General features: G+C 73.6%; 15 protein-coding genes. 11 read left to right on the top strand and 4 right to left on the bottom strand.

Annotated features, from left to right (window positions below):
- Positions 1–182 precede the first annotated feature (182 nt).
- Entirely contained in the window at positions 183–1,037 is an 855-nt protein-coding gene (locus ACZ4IF_RS43410; RefSeq protein WP_467574482.1) for a maleylpyruvate isomerase family mycothiol-dependent enzyme, read from the bottom strand.
- A gap of 73 nt (positions 1,038–1,110) precedes the next feature.
- A complete protein-coding gene (locus tag ACZ4IF_RS43405; RefSeq protein ID WP_467574479.1) occupies positions 1,111–1,311 on the bottom strand; it encodes a hypothetical protein in 201 nt (66 codons plus the stop codon).
- Between the two features lie 278 nt (positions 1,312–1,589).
- Between ACZ4IF_RS43405 and ACZ4IF_RS43400 the strand changes: the two genes are divergently transcribed.
- From ACZ4IF_RS43400 to ACZ4IF_RS43360, 9 genes are all read left to right on the top strand, one after another.
- Complete coding sequence (locus ACZ4IF_RS43400; protein ID WP_467574476.1) at positions 1,590–2,669, top strand: AfsR/SARP family transcriptional regulator; 1,080 nt, start codon at positions 1,590–1,592, stop codon at positions 2,667–2,669.
- A 33-nt stretch (positions 2,670–2,702) separates the two neighbouring features.
- On the top strand, positions 2,703–4,979 hold the full coding sequence (locus tag ACZ4IF_RS43395) for a TOMM precursor leader peptide-binding protein (protein ID WP_467574473.1): 2,277 nt from the start codon (positions 2,703–2,705) through the stop codon (positions 4,977–4,979).
- Positions 4,969–6,921 carry a TOMM precursor leader peptide-binding protein gene (locus ACZ4IF_RS43390; protein ID WP_467574470.1) on the top strand — a complete coding sequence of 651 codons (1,953 nt, stop codon included), beginning with the start codon at positions 4,969–4,971 and terminating at the stop codon, positions 6,919–6,921. The genes ACZ4IF_RS43395 and ACZ4IF_RS43390 overlap by 11 nt, the downstream gene beginning before the upstream one ends.
- 158 nt (positions 6,922–7,079) lie before the next feature.
- Entirely contained in the window at positions 7,080–8,669 is a 1,590-nt protein-coding gene (locus ACZ4IF_RS43385; protein WP_467574468.1) for a SagB/ThcOx family dehydrogenase, read from the top strand.
- 82 nt (positions 8,670–8,751) lie between these two features.
- Positions 8,752–11,652, top strand: a complete 2,901-nt coding sequence (locus tag ACZ4IF_RS43380; protein ID WP_467574463.1) for a lantibiotic dehydratase — start codon at positions 8,752–8,754, stop codon at positions 11,650–11,652.
- The gene (locus tag ACZ4IF_RS43375; RefSeq protein WP_467574458.1) at positions 11,649–12,728 is read left to right on the top strand and encodes a lantibiotic dehydratase C-terminal domain-containing protein; all 1,080 of its coding nucleotides are present in this window, start codon (positions 11,649–11,651) and stop codon (positions 12,726–12,728) included. The genes ACZ4IF_RS43380 and ACZ4IF_RS43375 overlap by 4 nt, the downstream gene beginning before the upstream one ends.
- 1,361 nt (positions 12,729–14,089) lie before the next feature.
- Complete coding sequence (locus ACZ4IF_RS43370) at positions 14,090–15,046, top strand: ABC transporter ATP-binding protein (RefSeq protein WP_467574522.1); 957 nt, start codon at positions 14,090–14,092, stop codon at positions 15,044–15,046.
- Complete coding sequence (locus tag ACZ4IF_RS43365; RefSeq protein ID WP_467574455.1) at positions 15,043–15,795, top strand: ABC transporter permease; 753 nt, start codon at positions 15,043–15,045, stop codon at positions 15,793–15,795. The genes ACZ4IF_RS43370 and ACZ4IF_RS43365 overlap by 4 nt, the downstream gene beginning before the upstream one ends.
- On the top strand, positions 15,792–17,750 hold the full coding sequence (locus tag ACZ4IF_RS43360; protein ID WP_467574452.1) for a TOMM precursor leader peptide-binding protein: 1,959 nt from the start codon (positions 15,792–15,794) through the stop codon (positions 17,748–17,750). The genes ACZ4IF_RS43365 and ACZ4IF_RS43360 overlap by 4 nt, the downstream gene beginning before the upstream one ends.
- Positions 17,751–17,875: 125 nt before the next feature.
- Here the strand turns inward: ACZ4IF_RS43360 and ACZ4IF_RS43355 are convergent, their stop codons facing one another.
- Complete coding sequence (locus ACZ4IF_RS43355) at positions 17,876–18,049, bottom strand: thiazolylpeptide-type bacteriocin (RefSeq protein WP_028801243.1); 174 nt, start codon at positions 18,047–18,049, stop codon at positions 17,876–17,878.
- A 185-nt stretch (positions 18,050–18,234) separates the two neighbouring features.
- On the opposite strand from ACZ4IF_RS43355, the gene ACZ4IF_RS43350 reads away from it, so the two are divergent.
- Positions 18,235–19,575: an amidohydrolase gene (locus ACZ4IF_RS43350; RefSeq protein ID WP_467574447.1), complete on the top strand. Its 1,341-nt coding sequence runs from the start codon at positions 18,235–18,237 to the stop codon at positions 19,573–19,575.
- A 108-nt stretch (positions 19,576–19,683) separates the two neighbouring features.
- Here the strand turns inward: ACZ4IF_RS43350 and ACZ4IF_RS43345 are convergent, their stop codons facing one another.
- Entirely contained in the window at positions 19,684–22,323 is a 2,640-nt protein-coding gene (locus ACZ4IF_RS43345) for an alpha-L-rhamnosidase-related protein (protein WP_467574444.1), read from the bottom strand.
- 552 nt (positions 22,324–22,875) lie between these two features.
- Between ACZ4IF_RS43345 and ACZ4IF_RS43340 the strand changes: the two genes are divergently transcribed.
- Positions 22,876–23,391, top strand: coding sequence for a DUF6328 family protein (locus ACZ4IF_RS43340; RefSeq protein ID WP_467574441.1), 516 nt, complete (start codon positions 22,876–22,878; stop codon positions 23,389–23,391).
- Positions 23,392–23,395: the final 4 nt, after the last annotated feature.

Below are 23,395 nucleotides of genomic sequence, written 5' to 3'. Positions count from 1 at the left end.
CCGGGGGGGGGGGGCGGGCGCGCCCCCCCCCCCCGCGCCCCCCCCCCCCCCCCCCCGGGGGGGGGGCCCCCCCCCGCGCCGCCCCCCCCCCCCCGGGGGGGGCCCCCCCCCCCACCGGCGGGGCGCGCTCAGTCGCGTCTGCGTCCGTCCCGACGTGGGGGACGACGGCCAGCAGGGCGCGTTCAGCGGACGATGGACACGATCCGGGAGAGGGCTTCGGTGAGCCGCCGGTCTCCTCGCGTACGGGAGCGGCCGAGCGCGGTGCCCGGATCGATGCCGCGTGTGCACAGGCGCCAGGCGGTCTCCGCGTCCATGCCCAGCGAAGCGGCCGGCGGGCCGAGCGGCGATTCGGCCAGTGACCAGCCGTCCGGGGTCGCGGTCACCGTCCAGGTGCCGCCGGCCCGCCCGTCGACGATCACCTGGACCTGCGTCCCGACGGGCGCGGTGCTGTCGCGCAGGGTGTGCGGCAGGGCGCGCATGAACGTGTCCAGGACCAGGGCGAGGGCCCGGGGCTCCGGGTCCGTCGTGCGGCCGGTGGCGTGGCGGATCTGCTGACGGTGGGTCCAGTACTCGGTGAACTCCCGCGCGAGATCGAGCCAGTTGGGTGCCGGGTCGACCCCGGCCCAGGACACGCCCAGGCCCGTGGCATCCAGGTCGGCGGCCGCGAATCGGTCCGTGACCTCGGTCCCGGCCTGTTCCAGGGCTTCGATGAGCGCGGCCGGGCTGTGGCCGGTGTGGAGGTCGACCCATTCCTGGTTGGTGCGGTGGATGAACGCTTCGAGCGTCTCGCCGGGCGCGAAGGTCGGCCGGTTTTCGCCCGTGCGCCGGCCGAGGCGCCCTTCGTAGTCGCCCAGGATGTGGGCGGCGAGGTCGTGAACGGTCCAGCCCGGGACCGGAGTCCCGTGCCATTCGCGCGGGCCCAGGGAGCGGAGCAGGTCGAGCAGGGCGGCCAGTTCCGGGCCGAACAGAGGGCGGGCGTCGATCGGCCTGCCCAGCCAGGACCGGTCGTCGGGCGGGCCGTCGGGCCGGACGCTCATGGTCGCCACCCCGCCGCCCGTCGCCGCGGTCGGCCGGCGGACGGCCTCCTCGGCTCCTGTCCTCCGACGCAGGTCAGCGGGACTCCGGGTAGCGCCCCCGGCCGTTCGGGAGTTCGCCGGAGGTGGTCTCCTCCAGCAGCGCGGTGTACTTCTGCGAGAGCTCGTCGTACCGCTCGCCGGTGTCGTCGGCCCGGCGTTTGTTGCGGGTCATGACGTACAGCGCCACCGGCCCTGTGATCATCGAGACGACCGGGATCAGCGCCCACCACGGCATGGGTCCTCCCCTGAGTGCGGTGTTCCGGGGGCTGTCGTGGAACGCCCGTCGCAGACTATGCCCTGTCGGCCCGCTCGCCAACGGGGCGTGCTCCGGGAGGCGTTGCCTACCTAACGTGTTACCAGATGTTTGACGTCAACCACTGGACGGGCGTCCGATACGCAATCTAAGTTCGCCTCTCGGCAGCGGTCATGTCCACGATCGGCACCCCGAGCGTGTGCAACGGCCCTTCCACGCAAGGCCGTTGATACATCACCTACCGTGCGATGTGAGGGGCTGTGGAGAAGACCGATGCCCGCGTGCCCGAGGGCGCGCTCCCCGAGCGGCTCGCCGCCGCACCGTCGCCCGCTCGCCCCCGGTTCCTGGTACTGGGCCTGTTAGCCATAACCGACGGGTGCGAGACGGTCGTTCTGCAGCCCTCCCGCCCCGCGTCGTTGCTCGCCGCGCTGCTGCTCCATCCCGGCGCCGTCGTCTCCCCGGGCTTCCTCCAGCGCGTGGTCTGGGGCGGCACACCGCCCGCGGGAGGCAAGGCCGCTCTGCACACCTGTGTGCTGCGGCTGCGCAGGCTGTTCGCCAAGTACGGCGTCGCGAACCAGACCATCGAGGCCGTCGCCGGCGGCTACCGATTACACGCCGACGCCGACACCCTCGACCTCCTCCACTTCCGCGACCTGCTCTCCCGGGCGCAGGCCTGCGCGGACCCGGAGACCGCGCTGCGCCTGGCACGGGCCGCGCTGAGCCTCTGGAAGGACCCGCTCCTCGGCAACGTCCACTCCGACGAGCTCCACCGCGACCAGGTCCCGCGTCTCTCCGAGGAACGTCTGCTCGCCGTCGAGCGGGTCTTCGACGGCGAACTGCGCCTGGGACGGCACCGCGAGATGATCGGCGAGGCCCGCAGGGCCGTCGAGGCCCACCCGGGGCACGAAGGCCTCTCCGTCCTGCTCATCGAGGCGTTGTACCGCTCCGGGATGCGCGCCGAGGCGCTCGCCGAGTACCGCAGGATCCACACGCACCTCGACACGGAACTCGGTGTGGAACCCGGTCCGGCGCTGCGCCGCCTCCAACTCGCCGTACTGCGCGGCGAACCGCCCGACGGACACCCCGCGCTTCCCCCGGCAGGCACCCCGCCCGCAGCGGCGCTCGCCGAGGCGCCCGCGGCCCGCGGGCGGGCCTCCCCCGCGGCTCCCGGAACCGCCGTACTGCGCTCCCTGGTCGACGCCGGACTGCTGGAGGAGGGCCCGCCCGGCCGGTACCGCGTCCACGACCTGTTACGCCTGTTCGTCCAGGCCGCCGGCACCGCTCCCCCGGTCGCCGCCCAGCACATCCCGGCGGACATGACCCCGCCGCCGGCCGATTGACCGCCCCCGCCCCCATCGGAGGTTTCAGAACTCATGGCTCACACTCCCGCCTCGTACGAGGAGATCGCGCGGTCCCGGCCCCGCATCCGCAGGGACGTGCTGTTCACCCGCACCCCGTCCGGTGTGCTCTTCCACAACGCCCACGGCGGGTTCAACGTCGTCACCCGGTCCGCCTACCGGTTCGCCGCGCTGATCGTGCCTCACCTCGACGGCCGACGACGGGTCGAGGAGCTGTGTGACGGCCTGGGGGACAAGCAGCGCGACATGGTGGTCCAACTCGTGGGCGCGCTCTACGCGCGTGGTTTCGCCCGGGACGCCGCGCCCGAACCACCGTCGGACGTCCTTCCGCCGCAGGTCGCAGCGCGTTTCGCGCATCAGCTCGACTATCTCGACCACTACGCCGACGACGCACCCGGACGGTTCCTGGGATTCCGTTCCACCCCCGTCGCCGTGCTCGGCGACGACGCGCTGGCCCGCTGGGCCGCACTCGGTCTGCTGCGCAACGGCTGCGCCGCCGTCGCCGTCACCGAGCCGGACTCCTCGCACGGCGTCCTGCGCCGTGAACTGCACGGCGTGGAGGGCACCGCCGACCTCGACGCCGAGGCCGCCGAACTGGACGGCGCGGGCTGCGCCCCGCGCGTCACCCGGCTGCCCGCCCCGACCGCGCAGACGTACGGCTGGGACGAACTCGACGGCTGGGACACCGTCCTGGTCACCGGCGCGGCCGGACCTCGCCAGATGATCCGTCTGCTCACCGAGGGCGTACCGGCCGGCCGTCGGCTGCTCGGTGCCTGGACCTTCGGCAACCGCGCCGTCATCGGCCCCGTGACGACCGGCGACGCTCCCGGCTGCTGGTCCTGTGCCGCCCTGCGGCTCGGGGCCGGCGCCGACCCTGCCGACAGTGCCCACCTGTGGGCCTCGGTCGGCCCCGCCGCACCCCTCGGCACTCCCCCGGCCGCCCTCGGCGGCCCGCTCGCCGGCATGCTCGGCAATCTCCTCGCCTTCGAGGTGTTCCGCCTCGTCACCGAGGCACTGCCGGCTGAGACACGCAACCAGGTCGTCGTGCAGGACCTCGACTCCCTCGACGTACTGACCGAACCGCTGTTGCCGCACCCGCGCTGCCGGTTCTGCGGCGGCGCGGACGATCCGCTCCCCGTCACCGGCGACGCACTGCGCACACCGCACGCGGACGACGCGCCCGCCGCCCTGCCCGCCGACGGCGCCGCCGACGAGGACGCGGCCCGCGCCGCCCTCACCTCCCTGGAGCAGCGGGACGTCCTCGTCCACGAGAGGGCCGGGGTCTTCACCGGTTACGCCGACGACGACTGGGAGCAGACCCCGCTCAAGATCAGCACCGTCCGCCTGGGCCTCGAACCCGGCCGTGTGCGCCGGATCTCCGCGGTCGACGTCCACCACGTCGCCGGTGCCCGCCTCACCGCCCTGTTCCGCGCCGCCGAGGTGTACGCCGAGCACGTCGTCCCGCCGCGGGTCCTGGACGCCACCGCCCTGGAGGCCGCGGTCGGCAAGTGGGCACGCGTGACGCCCGCCGAGCTCACCGTCTCCAGCGGCCTCGACGTGCCCGCCGACGCGATCGTCCACTGGACCGAGGCCACTTCGCTGCTCGACGGCCGGACCGTCCTGGTGCCCGCCGGGGCGGTACGCACCTTCGGTGGCTGGAACGACCAGGGCCTCTTCGAACGCTCCTCGGCCGGTACCGGCGCCGCCGGCAGCCCGCGCGCCGCGCTCGTCCGCGCCCTGGGCACCGCGCTCGCCCACGACGCGCTGCGCGGCGCCGTGCACCGCAGCGCGCCGGTGCGTGTCGTGGACCCGGCTGTGCGCACCGACGACCCGGAGCTGCTGTTCCTGCTCCGCTCGGCGGAGCACCTCGGGCTCACCGCGGAGGTCCTCGACCTCACCGCCGCCGGCGGGAACACGCTGCCCGTCGCCATGGCCCGTCTCACCGACGCGGAGACCGGTGCGGTGCGCTGGGCCACCGGCTGCGGCCTGCGGCTGCGCGACGCCGTGCTGGAAGCGCTGCGCGACCTGCTCGGGGCCGAACAGGCGGCCCGCGCCGCGGGGCGGCCGGACACCGGCGACCCGCTCTGGGCCGATCTGGACGCCGCCACCCTCGTCGTCGAGGACCCCGTGCCGCTCCCCGGGACGACCACCACCTGGGCGGCCGTGCTGGAGGGTCTCGCCGCCGCCGGACGGGACGCGTACGCGGTGCCCGTGGCCGCACCCGACCTGGCCGCCGGCCATGTGCACGCGGTGCGCGTCCTGCTGACCCGCGGGGAGCACCGTGCCCACTGAGACCGCGCCGGCACCGCGTGCCGATGCCGTGGCGCAACCCGGGTCCACCGCGCCGTGGAGCGCGCTGTGCGAAGCACTCACCGCCGCCCTCACGGACCGCGCGGGGCGTCACCCCGGCATGCCGCCGACACTCGTGACCTCGCTCGGTGTGCGCGATGAACTCGCCGTCGACCCTGGCGAGTTCACGCCAGGAACCGTGCCGGTCGGCCTGTACGGGCATCACGCCGTGGTCGGCCCCCGCGCCACGGCCGGGGCCACCGGCTGCCCGCAGTGCCTGGCCCGCCGCTGGCAGGCGGTGCGCGCCGGGTTCGTCCGCGACGCCCTGGAATGCGGCGGGGATCCCCGTGTCACCGGGACCCCGCCGTGGCAGGCCGCCTTCGTGGTGGACGCTCTCGCCGCGCTCGTCGCGTCGGCGGCCCGTCGGACGCCCTCGGAACGTCACCCGTGGGTCTGGTTGCTGGACCTCGAAACCCTGCACGTGTCCCGGTTCCCGCTGGTGCCCGACGGCGAGTGCCCGTCCTGCGCGACACGCCCCGACGACACCGCCGAAGCCGCCCGGATCGCGCTCGAACCCACCCCGAAGCACGCTCCGGGCAGCTTCCGGCTGCGCCCTCTGGACGCCTACGACCTCGCGCTGGAGGCGTTCGCCAACCCCGTCACCGGGATGCTGGGCGCGTCCGTCGCCCCCGACCTGACGTCCGCCTCGACCTCCTCCGCGGTCGGCGCGTTCACCACCCGCTCGGGTGCCTACCTGCGCGACTGCTACTGGGGCGGCCACACCGACGCCTACGCGACGAGTGTCCGCGTCGGCCTGCTGGAGGGCCTGGAGCGCTACGCCGGGATGCGGGCCCGCGCGAGGAGGACCGTCGTCACCGCCGCCCTCGACGAGCTCGGCGACACCGCCGTCGACCCGCGCGTCACGGGCCTGTACTGCGACGCCTTCCACGCCGCGGAACCGGACGCACCGCGCTTCGCGCCCGACCGCCCCGTGGACTGGGTGTGGGGCTGGTCGCTGCGGGACGCCCGGCCCGTCCTCGTACCGGAGGTGGTGGCGTACTACCACGCGCCCGGCGGCATCCGGCGGCGCTTCGTGCAGGAGAGTTCCAACGGCTGCGCGTCGGGCGGCTCGCTCACGGAGGCCGTCCACCACGGGCTGCTGGAGACACTGGAACGCGACGCGTTCCTGCTGGCCTGGTTCGGCCGGGCGCGGCTGCCCGAGATCGATCCGTCGACCAGTACCCGGGCCGCGACCCGCGCCATGGTCGACCGGCTGGCGATGTACGGCTACCGGGCCAGGTTCTTCGACACCCGCATCACCTTTCCGGTGCCGGTGGTGACCGCCGTCGCCGAACGCCTCGACGGAGGACCGGGGTTGCTCTGCTTCGGCGCGGGAGCCTCCCTCGACCCCGAGGCGGCGCTCGCCGCCGGACTCTGCGAGATCGCCACCGACTCCGTCAACCTGCGTCGCCGGGTGGCCCGCGAGGAGAAACGGCTGCGGCGCATGACGCGCGACTTCGACGAGGTGCGCGTCCTGCACGACCACCCTCTGCTGTACGGGCTGCCCGAGATGGGCCCGTACACCGACTTCCTGCTGAAGGGGCGGGCGGACGCCGACCGGGTTCCGCTCGACTCGCTGGCCTCCGGACCTGCTTCGCCGCGCCCGTCCGCGGACCTGCGGGAGGACGTGGAGTCCTGCGTCGCCGCCGTGACGGCGCGGGGCTTCGACGTGGTGGTGGTCGACCAGACCTCGGCCGAACAGCGCGCCCTCGGCTTCCGCACGGTCAAGGTCCTGGTGCCCGGTCTCGTCCCGATCGACTTCGGGTGGCGCAGGCAGCGCGGGCCCACGATGCCCCGGGTCCGTTCCGCACTCCGCGAAGCCGGTCTCCGTGACGCCGACTTGACACCGCAGGACCTCAACCCCGCGCCGCATCCCTTCCCTTGACCGGTCACCCCGCACCACCCGCCCGCGGCACCCGGTCTCCGGCCCGCCGCCGCCATCCGTTCGAGGAAGTGCCCGCGCAGGGCCGTCCAGCACACCGGCACGAGCCCGCGGCGGCCACCGCCGACGCCCCGTACAGACGAGCAGAACAGGGAGTGAGCATGGGATACGCCCACGAGTACGCGACCGCGGTGATGCGGCGGGGCAGGATCCCCATGGAGCCGGCCGACTTCGTCCCCGACTGGTCGGACCGCCCGCGCAAGGGCAAGTTCTTCCCCGGCGCCCCGTCCTTCCCGCTGCCCGACGGCGGCTGCGCGGACGACGCCACCCTGGACCGGGGACTGTTCGGGCAGCGCGGCACGGGGGAGTTCACGCTGCCCCTGCTCGGCGCGATGCTCCGCGACTCCTACGGTCTGACCGGGCGCCGCCTCGCCGTCCAGGCCAACACCGACCTGGGCTCGCTGCCCTTCCACTCCCACGCCAACTGGTCGCGCGGCACCGCCTCCGGGGGCGGCCTCTACCCTGTCGGCATCCACTGGGTCACCGGCGCGAGCGGCCCGCTGACACCGGGCGTGTACTACTACGACACGCCGCGCCACCGCGTCACCCGGCTCCTCGCGGGCGACGTCACCGGCGAGGTCCGCGCGGCCCTCGGCGGCTGGGAGGAGGCCGCCGGAACCGACCAGTTCCTCGTCCTCGGGGTGACGTTCTGGCAGAACGCGTTCAAGTACAACAGTTTCTGCTACCACGCCGTCACGATGGACGTCGGAGCCCTCCTCCAGACCTGGCGGATGTGGGCCCGCGCCCACGGCCTCCGTCTGGGCAGCGCCCTCTGGTTCGACGAACCCCGCCTGGGCGGGCTGCTCGGACTCGACGCCGACGAGGACGGCGTGTTCGCCGTCGTCCCGCTGCGCTGGACGGGCACCGGCCCGGCGGCACCCGCCCCGCCGGCGCCCGGCGCGCGCGTGCGCCGCACACCCGACGAGAAGTCCCGCCGGGTGCTGTCCTTCCCGACCCTGCACCGCATCCACGCCGCCACGCTGGAGGGCGCCGCCGACCGGCCCGCCCCCGGCATCCTGGACACCGCCCTCGCCGCGCCCGCCGGACCCGGCGAGCGCAACCCGCTGCCCACCCCCGCGCCGCTGGACACACCCGTGCGCCGCGCGCTGCGCGAACGGCGCAGCAGCTTCGGCCGGTTCGCCGCCGCCGAACCGCTCGCCGCCGACCGGCTCGCCGCCGCGCTCGCCGCCGCCGTCTCCGCGGGCACCCTGGACAGCGACACCGAGACGCCCGGCGGCGCACCCCTGATCCGGCTGTACGTCTTCGTCAACCACGTGCGGGACGTGCCCGCCGGGCTCTACGAGTACGACCGGGACACCGGCGGGCTGGTGCTGATGAAGGCCGGGGACTTCGGAGCCTTCCTCCAGGAGAACTACTTCCTCGCCAACTACAACGTGGAGCAGGCCGCCGCCGTCCTGGTGCCCGTCGCCCGCACGCACGCCGTCCTGGACGCCGTCGGCGACCGCGGATACCGCCTCGTCAACGCCGCTGTCGGGGCCACCGCCCAGGCCGTCTACACCGCCGCCTCCGCCGCGGGCACCGCCTGCGGCGTCGCACTCGGCTTCGACAGCGTCTCGTTCGAGGAGGAGCTCGGTCTGGCCGAACGGGGGGAGATCCCCTTGCTGATCATGATGATCGGCCATGAGCGTCCTCACCCCGCCGACTACCGCTACGACATCGTCGCCCCGTGACCGCGAGCCCCGCCCCGGACCCACGGGGAGCCCGACGTGCCGTTCCCGAGCGGCAGCACACCCCACATGAAAGGGGGAGGGCGTGAGCCCGACCGCCACCACCCCGGCCCAGGACACCGCTCTCACCGGCGAACCAGTGGGCCTGCACAGCCGGTTCATGCTCCGCGTGGCGGGCCTGCCGGCCGACACCGTCCTCGCGCTGCGCGCCCCCGAGGCCGCCGACTGGGCCGTCCGGACCGCCGCCGAGGAGGACCGGCTCGTCGAGCTGGGCGGCCGCCTCAGCGACCCGCTGTCCGAAGCGGTCGGCGGGACCGAGGACGCCGGGCTGCGCCGTCGCCTGCTCGCCCTGCGCAGGCAGGTGTTCAACAACCGGCTTCCCGCCGATCCCGCCGCGGCCCGCACCCTCGCCGCGGACCTCGGCGGGACCGCTGGAACCGACCTCGCGGCCTGGCTCGACGCCCGGGTCCGCTGGGAGCGACTGCGCCGTGAGGGCGACACCGTCCTGGCCGCCGGGCTCGCCCGCACCCGCGCCGCCCTGCGCGAACTGGCCCGCGACGACCGGCTGCGGCGCGGCCTGCTCCTCGCCTCCCCCACCCTGGAGGAGCGGCTCGACGCGTTCGCCGCCGACCCCGCGCCCGTACCGGGCAAGCGGGCCCGCAAGATGGAGCGTTCACTGCTCTCCTACCTGTACCGCACCGCCTGCAAGACGAGTCCCTTCAGCACCCTCACCGGCGTCGCCCTCGGCGCATTCGACACCGGCGCGGCGAACGGCCCGGCCCCCACCCGTGTCCGCGACGACTGGACGGGGCATCCCCGGCTCAATGTCGTCGTCCTCAGCCGCCTCGCCGAACTCGTCGCCGCCGATCCGCGGCGCCGGGCCGACCTCCCGGTGACCCTGGCCTCCGGCTGGAAGCTGGACGAGGATCGCGTCCGCTATGTCCAGCGGGCGGTCACGGCCGGTGACGACAGCGCGCCCATCAGCTTCGACGCCGCCCAGGACCGCCTCTTCTTCCTGCGCCGCCAAGGCGCCCTCGACGGCATGCTCGCCCTGCTGCGGGACCAGGACCGCGTCCTGCGCCACGCCGATCTGGCGCGCTGGCTGGCCACCACCACCGGAGCAGGTGACGAGGAGGCCGAGCGGTACCTCACCGCCCTGCGCGACCTGGGGATGCTCCAACTCCCCGATCTGGACACGGGCGTGCACAGCGGAGACCCGCTGGCCGCCTTCCAGCGTTCGCTGCGCGCCCTCCGGCGTCCCTGGGCCGATGCGCTGGCCGCCCGGCTGGACGGCCCGGCCGACGCCCTCGCGCGCTACCCTCACGCCGACCTGCCGACCCGCCGCGTCCTGCTCGCCGGCCTGCGCGGCGATCTCCTCGCCCTCCAGGCGGAGTTGGGCGCCGAACACCCCACGCTGCCGCAGACCCTGGTCTACGAGGACGTGTCCGCCGGCACCACCACGGCCGGCCTCACGGAGTGGACCACGCTCGCCGCCGGTCCGCTCCGCTCCATCGGGCGTGTCCTGCCCGCCTTCGACGTGGCCCTCCCTCAACGGCTCACGCTCAAGGGCTTCTTCCTCGCCCGCTTCGGACGCGGCGGGCGCTGCGCGGACGTACTGCGGCTGGTCCACGACTTCCACGAGGACATCTTCCGGCAGTACGTCCAGTTCACCGCCACCAAGGACGATTTCCTCCCGGACGGCAGCCACGCCCCCGAGGAGAACTGGCTCGGCATGCCGGAGATTTCCGCCGTCGACCGGGCCCGCGCCGCCCTCACCGCCCGGGTCCGCGCCGACTGGTCCGTACTGCCGTCCGACGCCGAGGAGTTCGTCCTCGACGACGCCACCGTCGACGAGGTGGCGGACGCGCTCGCCGGCGCCGCACCCGCCTTCCAGCCGCAGAGCCACTTCCTCCAACTGGCCCGCCGCGACGGCGACCCCCTCGTCGTCCTCAACAACTCCTTCGGCGGCCTCTGCTTCCCCTTCACCCGCTTCACCCACTGCTTCGACGGCGAGGACGGGACCGACCTCACCACCGCGCTGCGCGAGGACCTGCGCGGACTGCTGCCGCCCGGCGCGGTGTTCGCCGAGATCACCGCCGGTGCCGCCACCACCAACCTCAACCTCCACGGCCGGCTCACGGACTACGAGATCGTCTGCCCCGGCGAGCACAGCACCGCCCCCGAGGAGGCCCGGATCCACCTCGACGACCTGCACGCCGTGCACGATGTCGCCACGGACCGGCTCGTCCTGCGCTCCGCCCGCCTCGCCCGCGAGGTCGTCCCGCTCTACCTCGGCTACCTCGTCCCCATGGTGCTGCCCGAGATCCCGCGGACCCTCCTGCTGTTCTCCCCCACCGCCCGCTCCGTGCTGGACGTGTGGCGCGGCGTCCCCGCCGGGCCAGAGGACCAGGGCGTCACCGCCCGGCCCCGTGTCCGCCACCACGCCCTCGTCCTCCAACGGCGCTCGTGGACGGCCGCCGACGGCAGCCTCCCGCTGCGCGCCCCGAACACCGGCGACGGCGACTGGTACCTCGGCTGGCAGCGCTGGCGCACCCGGCACCACCTGCCCGCGCGGGTCTTCGCGACGGTCCGTCACCTGACCGCGGACGGCGGGGACAGCGGCCTGTTCGGCGGCTCCAAGCCCCAGTACGTCGACTTCGACAGCCCGCTGTCGCTCATGGCCCTCGAAGGACTCCTCGCCGGTGCCCGCGCCCGCACGGTCTTCGAGGAGATGCTCCCTGGGGAGGAGGAACTCCACGTCACCTCGCCTCGCGGCCGGCACGTCGCCGAACTGGCTGTCGAGATGCTGCCCGGTCCGGTGAGCACGCCGGCAGCCGACCGCCCAGAAGGCGACCGCGCCGAGGCCCGCACACCCGGGGGCGGCCCGACCGAACCTCCCCTGCCCACGACCGGCCTGCCCGAAGCTCCCCTGTCCGCGACCGCGCTGCCCGAAGCCCGCCTGCCCGAAGAGGACGGAACACAGTGACCGCACCCACCGCGCCCTCCGCCGTCCCCGCAGAGCCGCCCGACGACGCCACCGGCGCGTGGCAGGCCGTCCACGTCTTCTATGCGGCCAGCCCCCGCCCGCTGCTCCTCCAGTGCGTCGAACCCCTGGTGGACGCGCTCACCGAAGAAGGCCTGCTTGCCGGGTACTTCTTCATCAACTACTGGCTGGAAGGCCCTCATCTGCGGCTGCGCCTCAAACCCGCCCGGGCCGCGGACGCACCCGCCGTCCGCGAGCGGACGCACGCGGCGCTCACCGCGTTCCTGCGCGAACGCCCCGCGCTCTACGAGGTCAAGGAGGGCTTCCTCGCCGACCTCTACGAGACCCTCTTCACCCTGGAGTACTCGGAGGAGGAGCGCGCCCGGCTGCTCGGCCCCGACGGACGCATGCGGCTGCGCCCCAACAACACCTTCGAGGACCGCCCTTACGAACCCGAGTACGGCAAGTACGGCGGGGCCGCCGGGATCGAACTCGCCGAGTGGCACTTCCAGCACTCCAGCGACCTGGTGGTCGAGGCGAACCGGAGCATGAACCTGCACCTGCGCACGGTGCTCCTCGGCCTGTCCGCGCAGCTGATGATGGTCATGTCGGGCACCTTCCTCTCCGACGACGAGGCACTGCTCGCCTTCCTCGACCGCTACCACGCCTTCTGGAACGCGGCCTTCAGCGGCACCGACTACACCGCCGACAAGGGCTACGAACGCGCCTACGACGCCATGGGCGCCAGCCTCCCCGCACGCTTTCGGCACATCCGGGACGCGGTGGCCAAGGGCGAGCCGGAACGGCTGCCCGCCTTCCTGCGCGGCTGGGCGGCCCACTGCGCCGAACTCCGCGACCGGGCCGGGGACCTGGCCCGCCGCGGCGAACTCACCTTCCGTGCCTGGGACGGCACCCGCGACATCCACGCCACCGATCCCGCACACGCCCTGCCCATGCTGCTCTCCCCGTACATGCACATGACCAACAACCGGCTGAGCATGACGATCCGCGACGAAGCCTTCCTCTCCTACGTCCTCGCCCGCGCCCTCCGTGACGGCGCACCGCGGGAGGCGGAGTGACCGCGGACGCCTTCCTCGCCGCCCGGCCGCGCGTGCGGGCCGACGTGGTCCTCGGCCCGAGCCTCGTGCGCGGCGCCGCCCGCATCCACCTGCTCAAGGACCCGCGCACCGGGAGCCGGCTGGAGGTCGGCCCCAAGGAGCACTTCCTGATCACGCGGCTGGACGGCACGCGCACCCTCGCCGAGATCGGCAGGGAGTACACGGGTGAGTTCGGCACCCGCCTCGGAGAGGCCCAGTGGGGGCAGATGCTCGGGCTGCTGCACAGTCGCAGCCTTCTCGACGGCGGCCCCGAACCCGCCGCACCGCCCGCCGCCGTGCCGCAGGACCGGCCCAGCGGCATCCTCGCCGGCCGCACCAGGCTGGTCGCCGACGCACCGGCCCTCATGGACCGCCTGCACCGCGCCACCGCCCCCGTCCGCCGGCCCGTCGCGCTGACGCTGCTCAGCGCACTGGCCGTCGCGCTGCTCGCCGCCGTCGCCGTACAGGCGGGCACACTGTGGCGGCAGACCGGGCAGACCACCGGGCGGCCCGTGGTGCTGCTCGCCGTCGGCTGCGTCCTGTGGTGCAGCCTCGCGCTCCACGAACTGGCCCACGGCCTGTTCGCGCGTGCCTGGGGCGGCCGTGTCACGGAGATCGGGCTCCGCTGGGTGCTCGGCGCCAGCTACCTCTACTGCCGGGTCGAGGACGTCCAGTTCCTCGGCAGCCGGGCCCGCAAGGTCGCCACCGCCTGCGCCGGGGCCTTCGCCAACCTCCTGTTCCTGGTGCCCTTCTACCCGGTGTGGGCGCTGCTCCCGTCCGACGCCCAGGCCCGCCCCGCACTCGGCGCGCTGCTGCTCCTCGGAACCGTCTGCGCGATCGCCAACCTCCTGCCGCTGCCGCCCCTGGACGGCTACAAGGCACTCGGCCACGCCGTCGGCGTCACGGGCCTCGCGGACGGCAGCCGTACGTTCGTGGCGCTCGCCGCCCGAGCGGCCTTCCGCCGCGGCCCGGGCCTCGCCGCGTACCCGCCCCGGCTGCGACTCGTGTACGGCGGTTTCGCCCTGCTGACGGCCGTGCAGAGCGTCGCCCTGCTCGTGGCGGCGGGCGCCACGCTGCGCGCTGTCCTTCCGGACGACCTGGCGGCCCTGTCCTGGTGGCTGCCGCCCGCGACCCTGGCCGCCGTCCTGCTGCTGTGGGCGCTCGGCGTGCTCGGCCGCTCCCTGCGCGCACGACGCCAGGAGGCGGCTCCCGCAACGCCGTCGGCCACTGCCCCGGAACGCCCGCCGGTCACACCCCCCATCGATCCGGCGGGGCACCTCTCCCGCGCGGGGACGGGACCCGGGCAGGTCCCGGACCCGTCGGCTCAGACAAGGAAAGGCGAGATGAGCGCACCAGACAGCGAGACACGCGTGGCCCAGGTCCGCGCCGCGTCCGAGACGGTCGTCGCCCTGGACGGCGTGACCAAACGGTACGGGGAGGTGACGGCCCTCGACGGCGTCGGCCTCGACGTACGCCGGGGAGAGTTCTTCGGCATCCTCGGCCCCAACGGCGCCGGCAAGACCACCCTCGTGGAGATCGTCGAGGGTCTGCGCGAGGCCGATTCCGGTACGGTCACCGTCCTCGGCCGGAGCCCCTGGCCGCGCGACACCGACCTGCTGGCGCGGATCGGCGTACAGACCCAGGCCTCGGCCTTCTTCGCCCGCCTCACCGCAGGCGAACACCTGCGCACCGTCGCCGCGCTCTACGGGATGGACGAGGCCACGGCGCGCACGGCCCTGGAACGCGTCGGCCTGACGGACAAGGAGAACGCCCGCGTCGACCACCTGTCCGGTGGCCAGCGCCAGCGCCTCGCCGTCGCCACCGCCCTGCTCCACGAACCCGAACTCATCTTCCTCGACGAACCGACCGCCGCGCTCGATCCCGAGGCCCGGCGCGAACTGTGGGAACTGCTGCGCTCGTTGCGCTCCGAAGGCCGCACCATCATCTGCACCACCCACTACCTGGACGAGGCCGAAGCCCTCTGCGACCGGGTGGCGATCATCGCCCGCGGACGCGTCGTCGCACTCGACACACCCCGCAACCTCATCCGCTCCCTCGCCGCCCCCGCCCGGCTGCTGCTCCCCGCCGCCGGACTCTCCCCCAAGGCCGCCCTCGCCCTGGAGGGAGTGGACCGGGCCACCGTCGAAGGCGACGAACTCGTCATCGAGACGACCGCCGCCAACCGCGTCCTCACCGCGCTCGGCGACCTCGTCGACATCGAGTCGGTCACCGTGCGCACCGCCACGCTGGAGGACGCCTACCTGTCCCTGACCGGTACCGGAAAGGAACACCTCCGTTGAGCGCCTACTCCGCACTGACCAGGGCCACCTACGTCGCGAGCGTGCGCGACAAGACGACCCTGTTCTTCACCTTCGCCTTTCCGCTGGCCTTCCTCGTCCTCTTCGGCCTCATCTTCCACGACCAGGAGGTCGACGGCGGGCTGTCGTCCATCAACTACATCGCCCCCGGCGTGCTCTCGTGGGGTGTGGGCAACGCCGCCGTGTTCTCCGTCGGCTTCGCCCTCATGCAGTGGCGCCGGGACGACCTGCTGCGTCTCATCTGGCGTACGCCGACCCCCCTGCGCACCCTGCTCGCCTCCCGCTGGACCGTGGCGCTGGGCGTCGCCGGTGTGCAGACGGTCCTCTTCACCGCCGTCGCCCTGCTGCCGTTCTTCGGCCTGCGCCTGGACGGGCCGTGGTGGACGGCACTGCCGTTGCTCGCGCTGGGCGTCACGGCGTTCCTCGCCATGGGTCTGGTCGTCGGCAGTGTCGCCGACACCCCGGAGGCGGTCGCGGCCATCGCCAACATCGTGATGGTGCCGATGGCCTTCCTCTCCGGCTCGTTCTTCCCCGACGACCTCATGCCGGGCTGGCTGCGCACGGTCGCCAAGGTGCTGCCGCTGCACTACCTCAACGACGGGCTGACCGACGCCATGGGCGGCCGCGGAGACCTCGGCGACATCGCCGTGGACTGTGTGGGGCTCGTCGTGTTCGCCCTGGTCTTCGGACTCGTCGCCGTCCGGAACTTCCGCTGGAGCAACCGGCCATGACCACCGTCACCGCGCCCGCACCGGCCACGTCGCCCCTGGAGGCGGCCCGCGCGGATCTCCAGGACCGCCTGGCGGTCCGGGCCGCCGCGGCCCGCCTGCCCGCTCCTGCCGTCTCCCGGATCGGCGACGTCAATGTCCTCGGCGAGACGCCCGGGCAGTCCGTGTCCCCGCACGAGACGGCCGTCCATCTCACCGCCCAGGCCGTGCTGTTGGGCCCGTGGGGCGGCTCCCCCGGTGCCGGGCCCGCGTGCGGCACCTGTCTGGCCATGCGGCGCCAGCGGCTGCGTACCCGCACCGAGCGCGAGGCGCTGGAGACGGGCGTCGAGACCACCGCGGCGGGCCGCTGGCCCGCGTTGCCCGACCACGCGGTGGACGCCGTGTGGTCCCTGCACCGCCTCATCGCCTCGGGGGCCGCCCGCCACGCCGCAAAGGACGCCGACGCCGTCCTGCCCCGGGTCACGGAACTCGACCTGGAATCACTGCGGGTGCGCACCTTCCCACTGGTGCCGGAGCCGATGTGCCCGCACTGCCGGCCGTTCACGGAGGAAGCCACACGCCGGGCCGCCGTGGAGTCCGCCCTGACGGCACCGGTGTCCCGGCCCAAGCCGCGTCCCGACGCCTACCGGCTGTGCAGCCCCGCCGACCACCCGCTGCCGGTGAAGGGTCTCGCCAATCCGGTGTGCGGGGTGCTCGGCGGCGGCACCTGGATCGATGTCACCTCGCCCACCACCGCGCCGGTCGCGGGCAGCGTCTTCATGCGCGGATACGCCGGGCTGACCGACGTCACATGGAGCGGCCAGGCCAACTCCTTCGCCCGGAGCCGCGATCTGGCGTTCCTGGAGGGGCTGGAACGCTATGCGGGCACGCACCGCCGTCATCGCGCACCCGTCGTCACGGCCTCCCTCGACGAGCTGGGCGACCGTGCCCTGGACCCGCGTGACTGCGGGCTCTACGCGCCGCGTACGTACGCGGAGGACCCGATGGTCGCGCCGTTCGATCCGGCCAGGCCCATCCCGTGGGTCACCGGATGGTCGCTGCGCGACGAGCGCCCGGTCCTCGTCCCGGCCCGGCTCGTGTACTACAGCGCGGGCACCCGGGAGGACAACTTCGTCTTCGAATGCTCCAACGGCTGTGCCACCGGCGGCAGTCCGGAGGAGGCCGTCCTGTTCGGCCTGATGGAGCTCGTCGAGCGGGACGCCTTCCTGCTGGGCTGGTACGGCGGTCTGACCCTGCCGGAGATCGACCTGGACTCGGTGCGTGCACCACAGGTGCGGGCAATGGTGGCCCGCGCCGCCCTCCAGGGCTACGACGTCCATGTCTTCGACAACCGGGTGGACCTTCCGTTGCCCGTCGTCACCGGCCTCGCCGTGCGCCGCGACGACGGGCTCGGCACGCTGGCGTTCGCCGCGGGCGCGTCGTTCGACCCGGAGACGGCGGTGGAGTCCGCGATCTCCGAGATCCTCACCTACATTCCGCACCTGCCCCGCCAGGTCGCCGAACGTCCGGCCCAACTCACCGCCATGGTCGACGACTTCGGCCTCGTCGAGCGGCTGCCGGACCACGCGGCACTGTTCGGTCTGCCGGCGATGCGCCGCCACGCGCACGGCTACCTCACCCCCTCCCGGGTCGCCCCTTCGGCCGAGCTGTTCGCCGGATGGGAGGAGCTCCGTCCCCGCACCGGGGACCTCCGCGACGACGTGATGCTGCTGCGCGACCTGATCGCCGGCGCGGGATGCGATGTCATCGCCGTCGACCAGACCACCCCGGAACAGCGCCGGATGGGGCTGCGTACGGTGGCCACGCTGGCGCCCGGGATGCTGCCGATCGACTTCGGCTGGTCGCGGCAACGCGCCCTGACCATGCGGCGGTTGCGGACCGCGCCGTACCGTGCCGGGCTGGTCCCGGCACCGCTGCGGGAAGAGGACCTGCGACGCGTGCCCCATCCGTTCCCGTGACCGGCGACGGGTCCCGCCCGGACGCGCAGGGTGCACCCCGCAGACCCCGCGCGTCCGGCCCGTGCGCGCCGAAGGCCCCCGGCGCCTACGCGCGTGCCGGGGGCCTTCGATGCCGACGACGGACGTCAGGCGGTGCAGGAGGTGGTGCTGGTGGTGCTGGAACACGTGCTGGTCGACGAACAGCTCGTGGACGAGCCGAGCATGACCTCGCTGGCGTCCGAGTAGTCGGTGATCTCGAAGGTCTCCGACTCCAGGTCCAGGATCTCCTGGGCGAGAGAGGCAAGGGGGCTGTCGGCCATGACGACTCCTTCTGGTCCGAGGACATGGACCCGGACGGGGCAGCACAGTCCCGTCCGGTGGTGCGTGTGCTGAACCTGCCGAAGTGTTCCGGGCCTTCGGCACCTCCCTTTCTACGCGGCGCCTCCGTCACCGCCCTTGCCGTCCGCTGTCACCTCACTGACACCCGCCCCCAGGAGTCCCGCCCATGAGCACCCGTAGCCGCAGACCGGGCACCACCACGCGCCACGACCGGCCCGCTCCCGCCCTGCCCGGTCTGGACGCCCTGTCGGTGCCCACCGCAGAGCTGTATCTGGACCTGCACCGCCATCCCGAGCTCTCCGGCGACGAACGCCGTACCGCCGCCCGGTTCGCCGGCTGGCTCGACGCCGACGGCTTCCGTGTGCTGCGCGGGATCGGCGGTCACGGCGTGGCCGCCGAACTCCGCAACGGCGACGGTCCCGCCGTCCTCCTGCGCGCCGAACTCGACGCCCTGCCGGTGGCCGAGGACACCGGCGCGCCCTACGCCAGCACGGCCACCGCTCCGGGACCGGACGGACGGCCCGTGCCGGTGATGCACGCCTGTGGTCACGACGCCCATCTGGCCTGTGCGGCGGCGGCCGCCCGGTGGCTCGCCGCCCGTCGCGAACTGTGGCGCGGCACCCTCCTCGTCGTGGGCCAGCCGGCCGAGGAGACCCTCAGCGGTGCCCGCGCCATGCTGGAGGACGGTCTGTACGAGCGGATCACCCCGCCGGACGACGTCCTCGCGCAGCACACGGCGCCGTTCCCCGCGGGCATGGTGGCGCACGCGGACGGGCCGGTGATGGCCGGCAGTGTCCTCCTGGAGGCGCGCTTCGAAGGCGAAGGAGGTCATGCCGCCACGCCTCATCTGACCGCCGACCCCCTGTTGGCAGCGGCCGGTTCCGTGGTACGGCTCTCCGCCGTCGCGGCCCGCGAGTCCGATCCGGCCGAGCGGCTCGTCGTCACCGCGTCTTCCCTGCGGGCGGGCGACACGGGGAGCACCGGGAACGTGATCGCCTCGACGGCGGTGCTCCATGTCACCGTCCGCGCCTTCTCCGAGCCCGCCCTCGATCGTGCCGTCACCGCGGTGGAGCGCGTCGTCCGGGCCGAGGCCGCTGCCGCCGCACGTCCGCCCCGCGTGACCGTGACGGTCCTGTCCCGTTCCGGTGTCACTCTCGCCGATCCGGAGGTCACCGCGGCCGTCCGCGCCGCCCACGAGGGGCAGTTCGGTGCCGCTCGTGTCACGGGGTGGCCGGGTGCCACGGCCACCGAGGACTTCCCGCTCCTCACCGGTGCGGGCGCCGCTCTGCACGGTCGGCCCGGCATTCGCGGGGGTTACTGGATGCTCGGCGCGACCGGTCCCGCCCAGTGGGCGGCGGCGCCCGGCAGCGGGGCCGCCGAGAAGCTCCGCGTCCTGCCCGCCAATCACTCGCCCCGTTACCTGCCCAGTGTCCGCCTCACCCTGGAGACCGGCACGGCGGCCCTGGTGACGGCGGCCTTGGCCCGGCTGGGGACGGCCGAGGGGTGAAGGGTGCGGGCGGGCACACTTGTGCCGCCCGCCCGCACCCCGCTTTCACGCAGAGCCGGGTGCCGGAAGGCCGGCCTGCCGGCCCTGCCGGTCACGCAGGTGCGTGCCTCATGCCTGTCGCTCGCAGACGAGACTGTGGCTGCCGGGCCCCAGGTTCGACACGGTGACGGTCCGGTCGGCCACGGTCACGTCACGGGTGGCCGCGCGCCTGCCGTCCCAGAGCGTCCGGCCGCCCGCACGCACGCGCAGTCGGCGCGCGTCACCGGGGACGGCCACCGAGCCCCGGGTGCCGTCCGGGACATGGACGGCGAGCCGGAACTCATGAGCGCCGTTCTCCCACTCGACCCGCAACGGCCCGTGCGGTGTCGGCAGTTGGCCCGTCGCCCAGTCGACGTCGCCGGGCTGTGGAGCCACCTCCCAGGTGGCGTACCCGGGTGACGTCGGCCGGGCACCCAGCAGGTGGTGGGTCAGCGCCGGCAGCACCCCGGTGGACCAGCCGTGCGCCATGCTCGTGTAGGCGTCCTCGTACAGGGACCCGTCGGGGCCGATGCCCTCCCAGTGGGTGATGCCGGGGTCGTGCCGGTCCATCCATACGTAGGTGCGGCGGATCTGGTCGAGCGCCGACGCGGCGCCGCCCGTCAGGAAGCGGGCCTGGATCTCCGGGTAGGACGTGAAGGCGTAGACCCGCTGCGAGGCCTGGTCGAAGAGGGTGTCGTTGTCCATGAAGGCGTTGCCGTACGCCCGCTTCGTGGTCGTGTCGAGGTGGGTGAGCGCCGATGCCGCGCGGTCCGCGTCGGCGATGCCGGTGACGACGGCGAGGGCGTTGCCGTCCTGGGCGTGCCGCACGGGGCCGGTCGCGGAGTCCAGGTAGGCGCCGGCGTCGGCGTCCCACAACAGCGAGTTGACGGCCTGCCCGACCTTGTCCGCCCTGGCCTGCCAGCGCGTGGCGTCGGCGCCACGGCCCAGCAGGCGGGCGAGCCGGGCTCCGTCGCGCAGGGCCTGGACGTAGAGGGCGTTGTAGTAGGTGACCCGGCCCGTACGGCCCAGGAACGCGTAGTCGCCGTATCCGCCGGTGCCGTTGAGGCCCTTGCTGAGCAGCCCCACGTCGTCGGTGACGCTGGGGTACCAGGTGTCGAGCACCTTGACCAGATGGGGGTGATACCGGGCGGCGTAGGCGCGGTCGCCGGTGTACAGGACGTAGTCCCAGCTGCAGGTGACCCAGTAGAGCGGATAGTCGAAGAGAGGCAGGGTGTAGCCCGAGATGGAGGCGGGCGGGATCCAGCCGTCGGCGCGCTGGTGCTCCGCCAGGTCGGCCAGTACGTTGCGGGCCGCCTCGGCCGCGTCGTCGTGCGTCAGGTACAGGGTGCGCGCGGAGACGGCGAGGTCGCCGACGTACGGGTCCCGGTCGCGCTTGGCTCCGTCGTGCAGGACCAACTTCCCTTCCAGGGAGGCGGACCACGCGCCGCGGGGATCCACGTCGTCCTGACGGAAGGTGTCGGTGACGATCTCGTTGGTGTACGAGGCGCCGTACCAGTAGCGGTTCAACTCGTCGTCGGAGCACAGGAACCAGCCCCGGTAGGTGCCCGGCGTGCCGAGATAGCCGGTGAACTGCAGGGCGACGGAGTCGATTTCCACCTCTCCCCAGGGCTGGGCGGCGGGCGCGTCCGAGGCCAGGGCGTCCAGTGTGATCTTGACGTAGCGGAATCCGTGCAGTCCGTCGGCGAACACCTTGTCGCCCGACTGGAAGCCCTTGTGGTCGGTCCAGTCGGCACCGCGCGCCGGCACGGCGAACTGGTCGGTGCCCTGCCCGGCGCCACCCGCCTGGTCGGAACGGGTGAAGTCCGAGCGGTTCGTGAGGAATTGACGGGTCTCGGAGAACGCGAGACGGACGCCGGGGGCGTTGTCCGAGGCGGAGGTGAACCGGATCCGCGGGTATCCGACGACGACCTTGCCGAAGTCCACGGTGACGCTGGGCGCGGGTATGGGCTCGACCGGCGCGGGCCACACTTCGTTGACGCGCGTGAAGGCACCGTGCGGAGTGTCCTGCACACCGGTCACGGTGATGCGTACACGGTCCGTGGTGATGTCTTCCGGGAAGGGGACCGCTTTCTGGATGACATCGTTGTCGGAGACCGTGGCGGCCGTGGTCCACGCGCCGTCGCGCCACACGTCGACGGTGAAGTCGGTCGGTACGCCGTCGCTGTTGGAGATCACCGTGATGCCGGGCAGTCGCGCAGGCTGCGGCAGGGTGACGGTGAGGACGTCGGGGAACGCACCCTGGGTGTCGTCGTTCCAGAAGGTGTCGGGGTCGCCGTCGATGGCGTTGGCGGCGTCATACGTGCGCGGGCGCCCGTCGTTGCCGTTGTTGCCGGCATGCGTGGACGAGGCCTCGGCCTTGGTGCCGTCGGGCCAGCGGGGCGCCGCCTCGGGGCGCGGGCGACGCAGGAGCGTTCTGGCACCGCCGGGTTCGAGCAGCGCGTCGGGACGCCGCACGTCCCCGTTCGTCTCGACGACGCGCACGGGGCGGACCGTGCGCGAGGAGGGTGCCTGGACGTAGGGGTGCCACCCGTTGGCGCGACGCGCCGGGGCGCCGGTGGCGGCGGCGCCCGCCTCCCGGGCCGCGGGTGCCGCCGCCGCGGGAAGTCCGGCGGAGAGGGAAGCCGCCGAGAGTCCGAGGGCGCCTGCCGTGGTGACGAGGGTTCGCCTGGGAATGCCGATGCTCTTGTCCGGTGTGTCGCTCGACGTCATGGTGCCTCCCTGGGCAACAATGGATTGAATCGTTTCAAGTCGCGACGGCGAGGAGAAGTTATCCCGAACACCCGCGGCCCGTACAGGGTTCGGACAGGAGAATTCGGAGCGCCGGCCGCCGCGCGCGGAACGGATGGCTGCCGGGTTTTCGTGGCCCGCGGGAGGCCTCCCCGCGCCGCATTGCGCCACCCGCGGCCGGGCCGCAGGGTGGCATGAGGTGACAGGCGGCCGGGCATCAGCCGGCCTGGTGACGGCGGGAGCTGACGGCCCGTGGGCACTGGATCCGAGGAACGGGGGCGAGGCTACGACACCACCCCGTACCTGCCGAGCCGTCGGGCCGGACTTCCGGGATCCGGAGAGCTGCCGCCGTGCCGGTCTCGTCTCTGACCTGCGGGTGGCGGCGGACACGCCGGCAGGAGACCGGGGCGTGCGGAGCACGCACGAGAGCCACGTTCGCGTGAAGGAACGATGCCACCGGGTACATGTCTGTCACAGATGGCTTCGAGGCGCCGACCGGCACGGGATCGCGCGCCCGGAAAGGAAAGCGTTTCGATGGAGCGCGGCAGCCAGGAAGACGTGACCGGACGCAACGAGTCCCCCTCGGAGCGCGCGGACCGTATGTGGAACGACCTCCTCCAGGAAATCCGGGTCGCCCAGACCGGAGTCCAGATCCTCTTCGGATTCCTGCTCACGGTGGTGTTCCAGCCGACGTTCCGGCAGCTCTCGGATGCGGATCGGACGCTCTACGTGGTCATCATCGTCCTGGGTGCCACCGCCACGGGCGCGTTGGTGGCACCGGTGTCGTTCCACCGCATCGTCTCCGGCCGCCTCATCAAGCCCCGGGCCGTCGTGTGGGCCTCCCGGCTGACCGTGCTGGGCCTCTTCCTCCTGCTGGTCACCATGGCCGCGTCGCTTCTGCTCGTGCTGCGCGTCGCCACGCAGGACGACAGCTACGTCCCGTGGATCGTGGCCGGTGTCGCGGCGCTGTACGTCCTGTGGTGGTTCGTCATCCCCGCCGCCTGCCGCGTCCGGCGGGACTCGCGCGGCCGCGACGGACCGGAGGGCTGAGGCG

Source organism: Streptomyces sp. NPDC025784, from assembly GCF_055558435.1.
The sequence above is the reverse complement of the archived record's forward strand: the minus strand, read 5'-3'. Positions and strand labels throughout refer to the sequence as shown.

Coding starts and splice junctions, on each gene's coding strand:
- ACZ4IF_RS43385 (WP_467574468.1), top strand. CDS start 7,080: ATGGGATACGCCCACGAGTACGCGACCGCGGTGATGCGGCGGGGCAGG.
- ACZ4IF_RS43345 (WP_467574444.1), bottom strand. CDS start 22,323: ATGACGTCGAGCGACACACCGGACAAGAGCATCGGCATTCCCAGGCGA.
- ACZ4IF_RS43370 (WP_467574522.1), top strand. CDS start 14,090: ATGAGCGCACCAGACAGCGAGACACGCGTGGCCCAGGTCCGCGCCGCG.
- ACZ4IF_RS43350 (WP_467574447.1), top strand. CDS start 18,235: ATGAGCACCCGTAGCCGCAGACCGGGCACCACCACGCGCCACGACCGG.
- ACZ4IF_RS43355 (WP_028801243.1), bottom strand. CDS start 18,049: ATGGCCGACAGCCCCCTTGCCTCTCTCGCCCAGGAGATCCTGGACCTG.
- ACZ4IF_RS43360 (WP_467574452.1), top strand. CDS start 15,792: ATGACCACCGTCACCGCGCCCGCACCGGCCACGTCGCCCCTGGAGGCG.
- ACZ4IF_RS43395 (WP_467574473.1), top strand. CDS start 2,703: ATGGCTCACACTCCCGCCTCGTACGAGGAGATCGCGCGGTCCCGGCCC.
- ACZ4IF_RS43340 (WP_467574441.1), top strand. CDS start 22,876: ATGGAGCGCGGCAGCCAGGAAGACGTGACCGGACGCAACGAGTCCCCC.
- ACZ4IF_RS43405 (WP_467574479.1), bottom strand. CDS start 1,311: ATGCCGTGGTGGGCGCTGATCCCGGTCGTCTCGATGATCACAGGGCCG.
- ACZ4IF_RS43410 (WP_467574482.1), bottom strand. CDS start 1,037: ATGAGCGTCCGGCCCGACGGCCCGCCCGACGACCGGTCCTGGCTGGGC.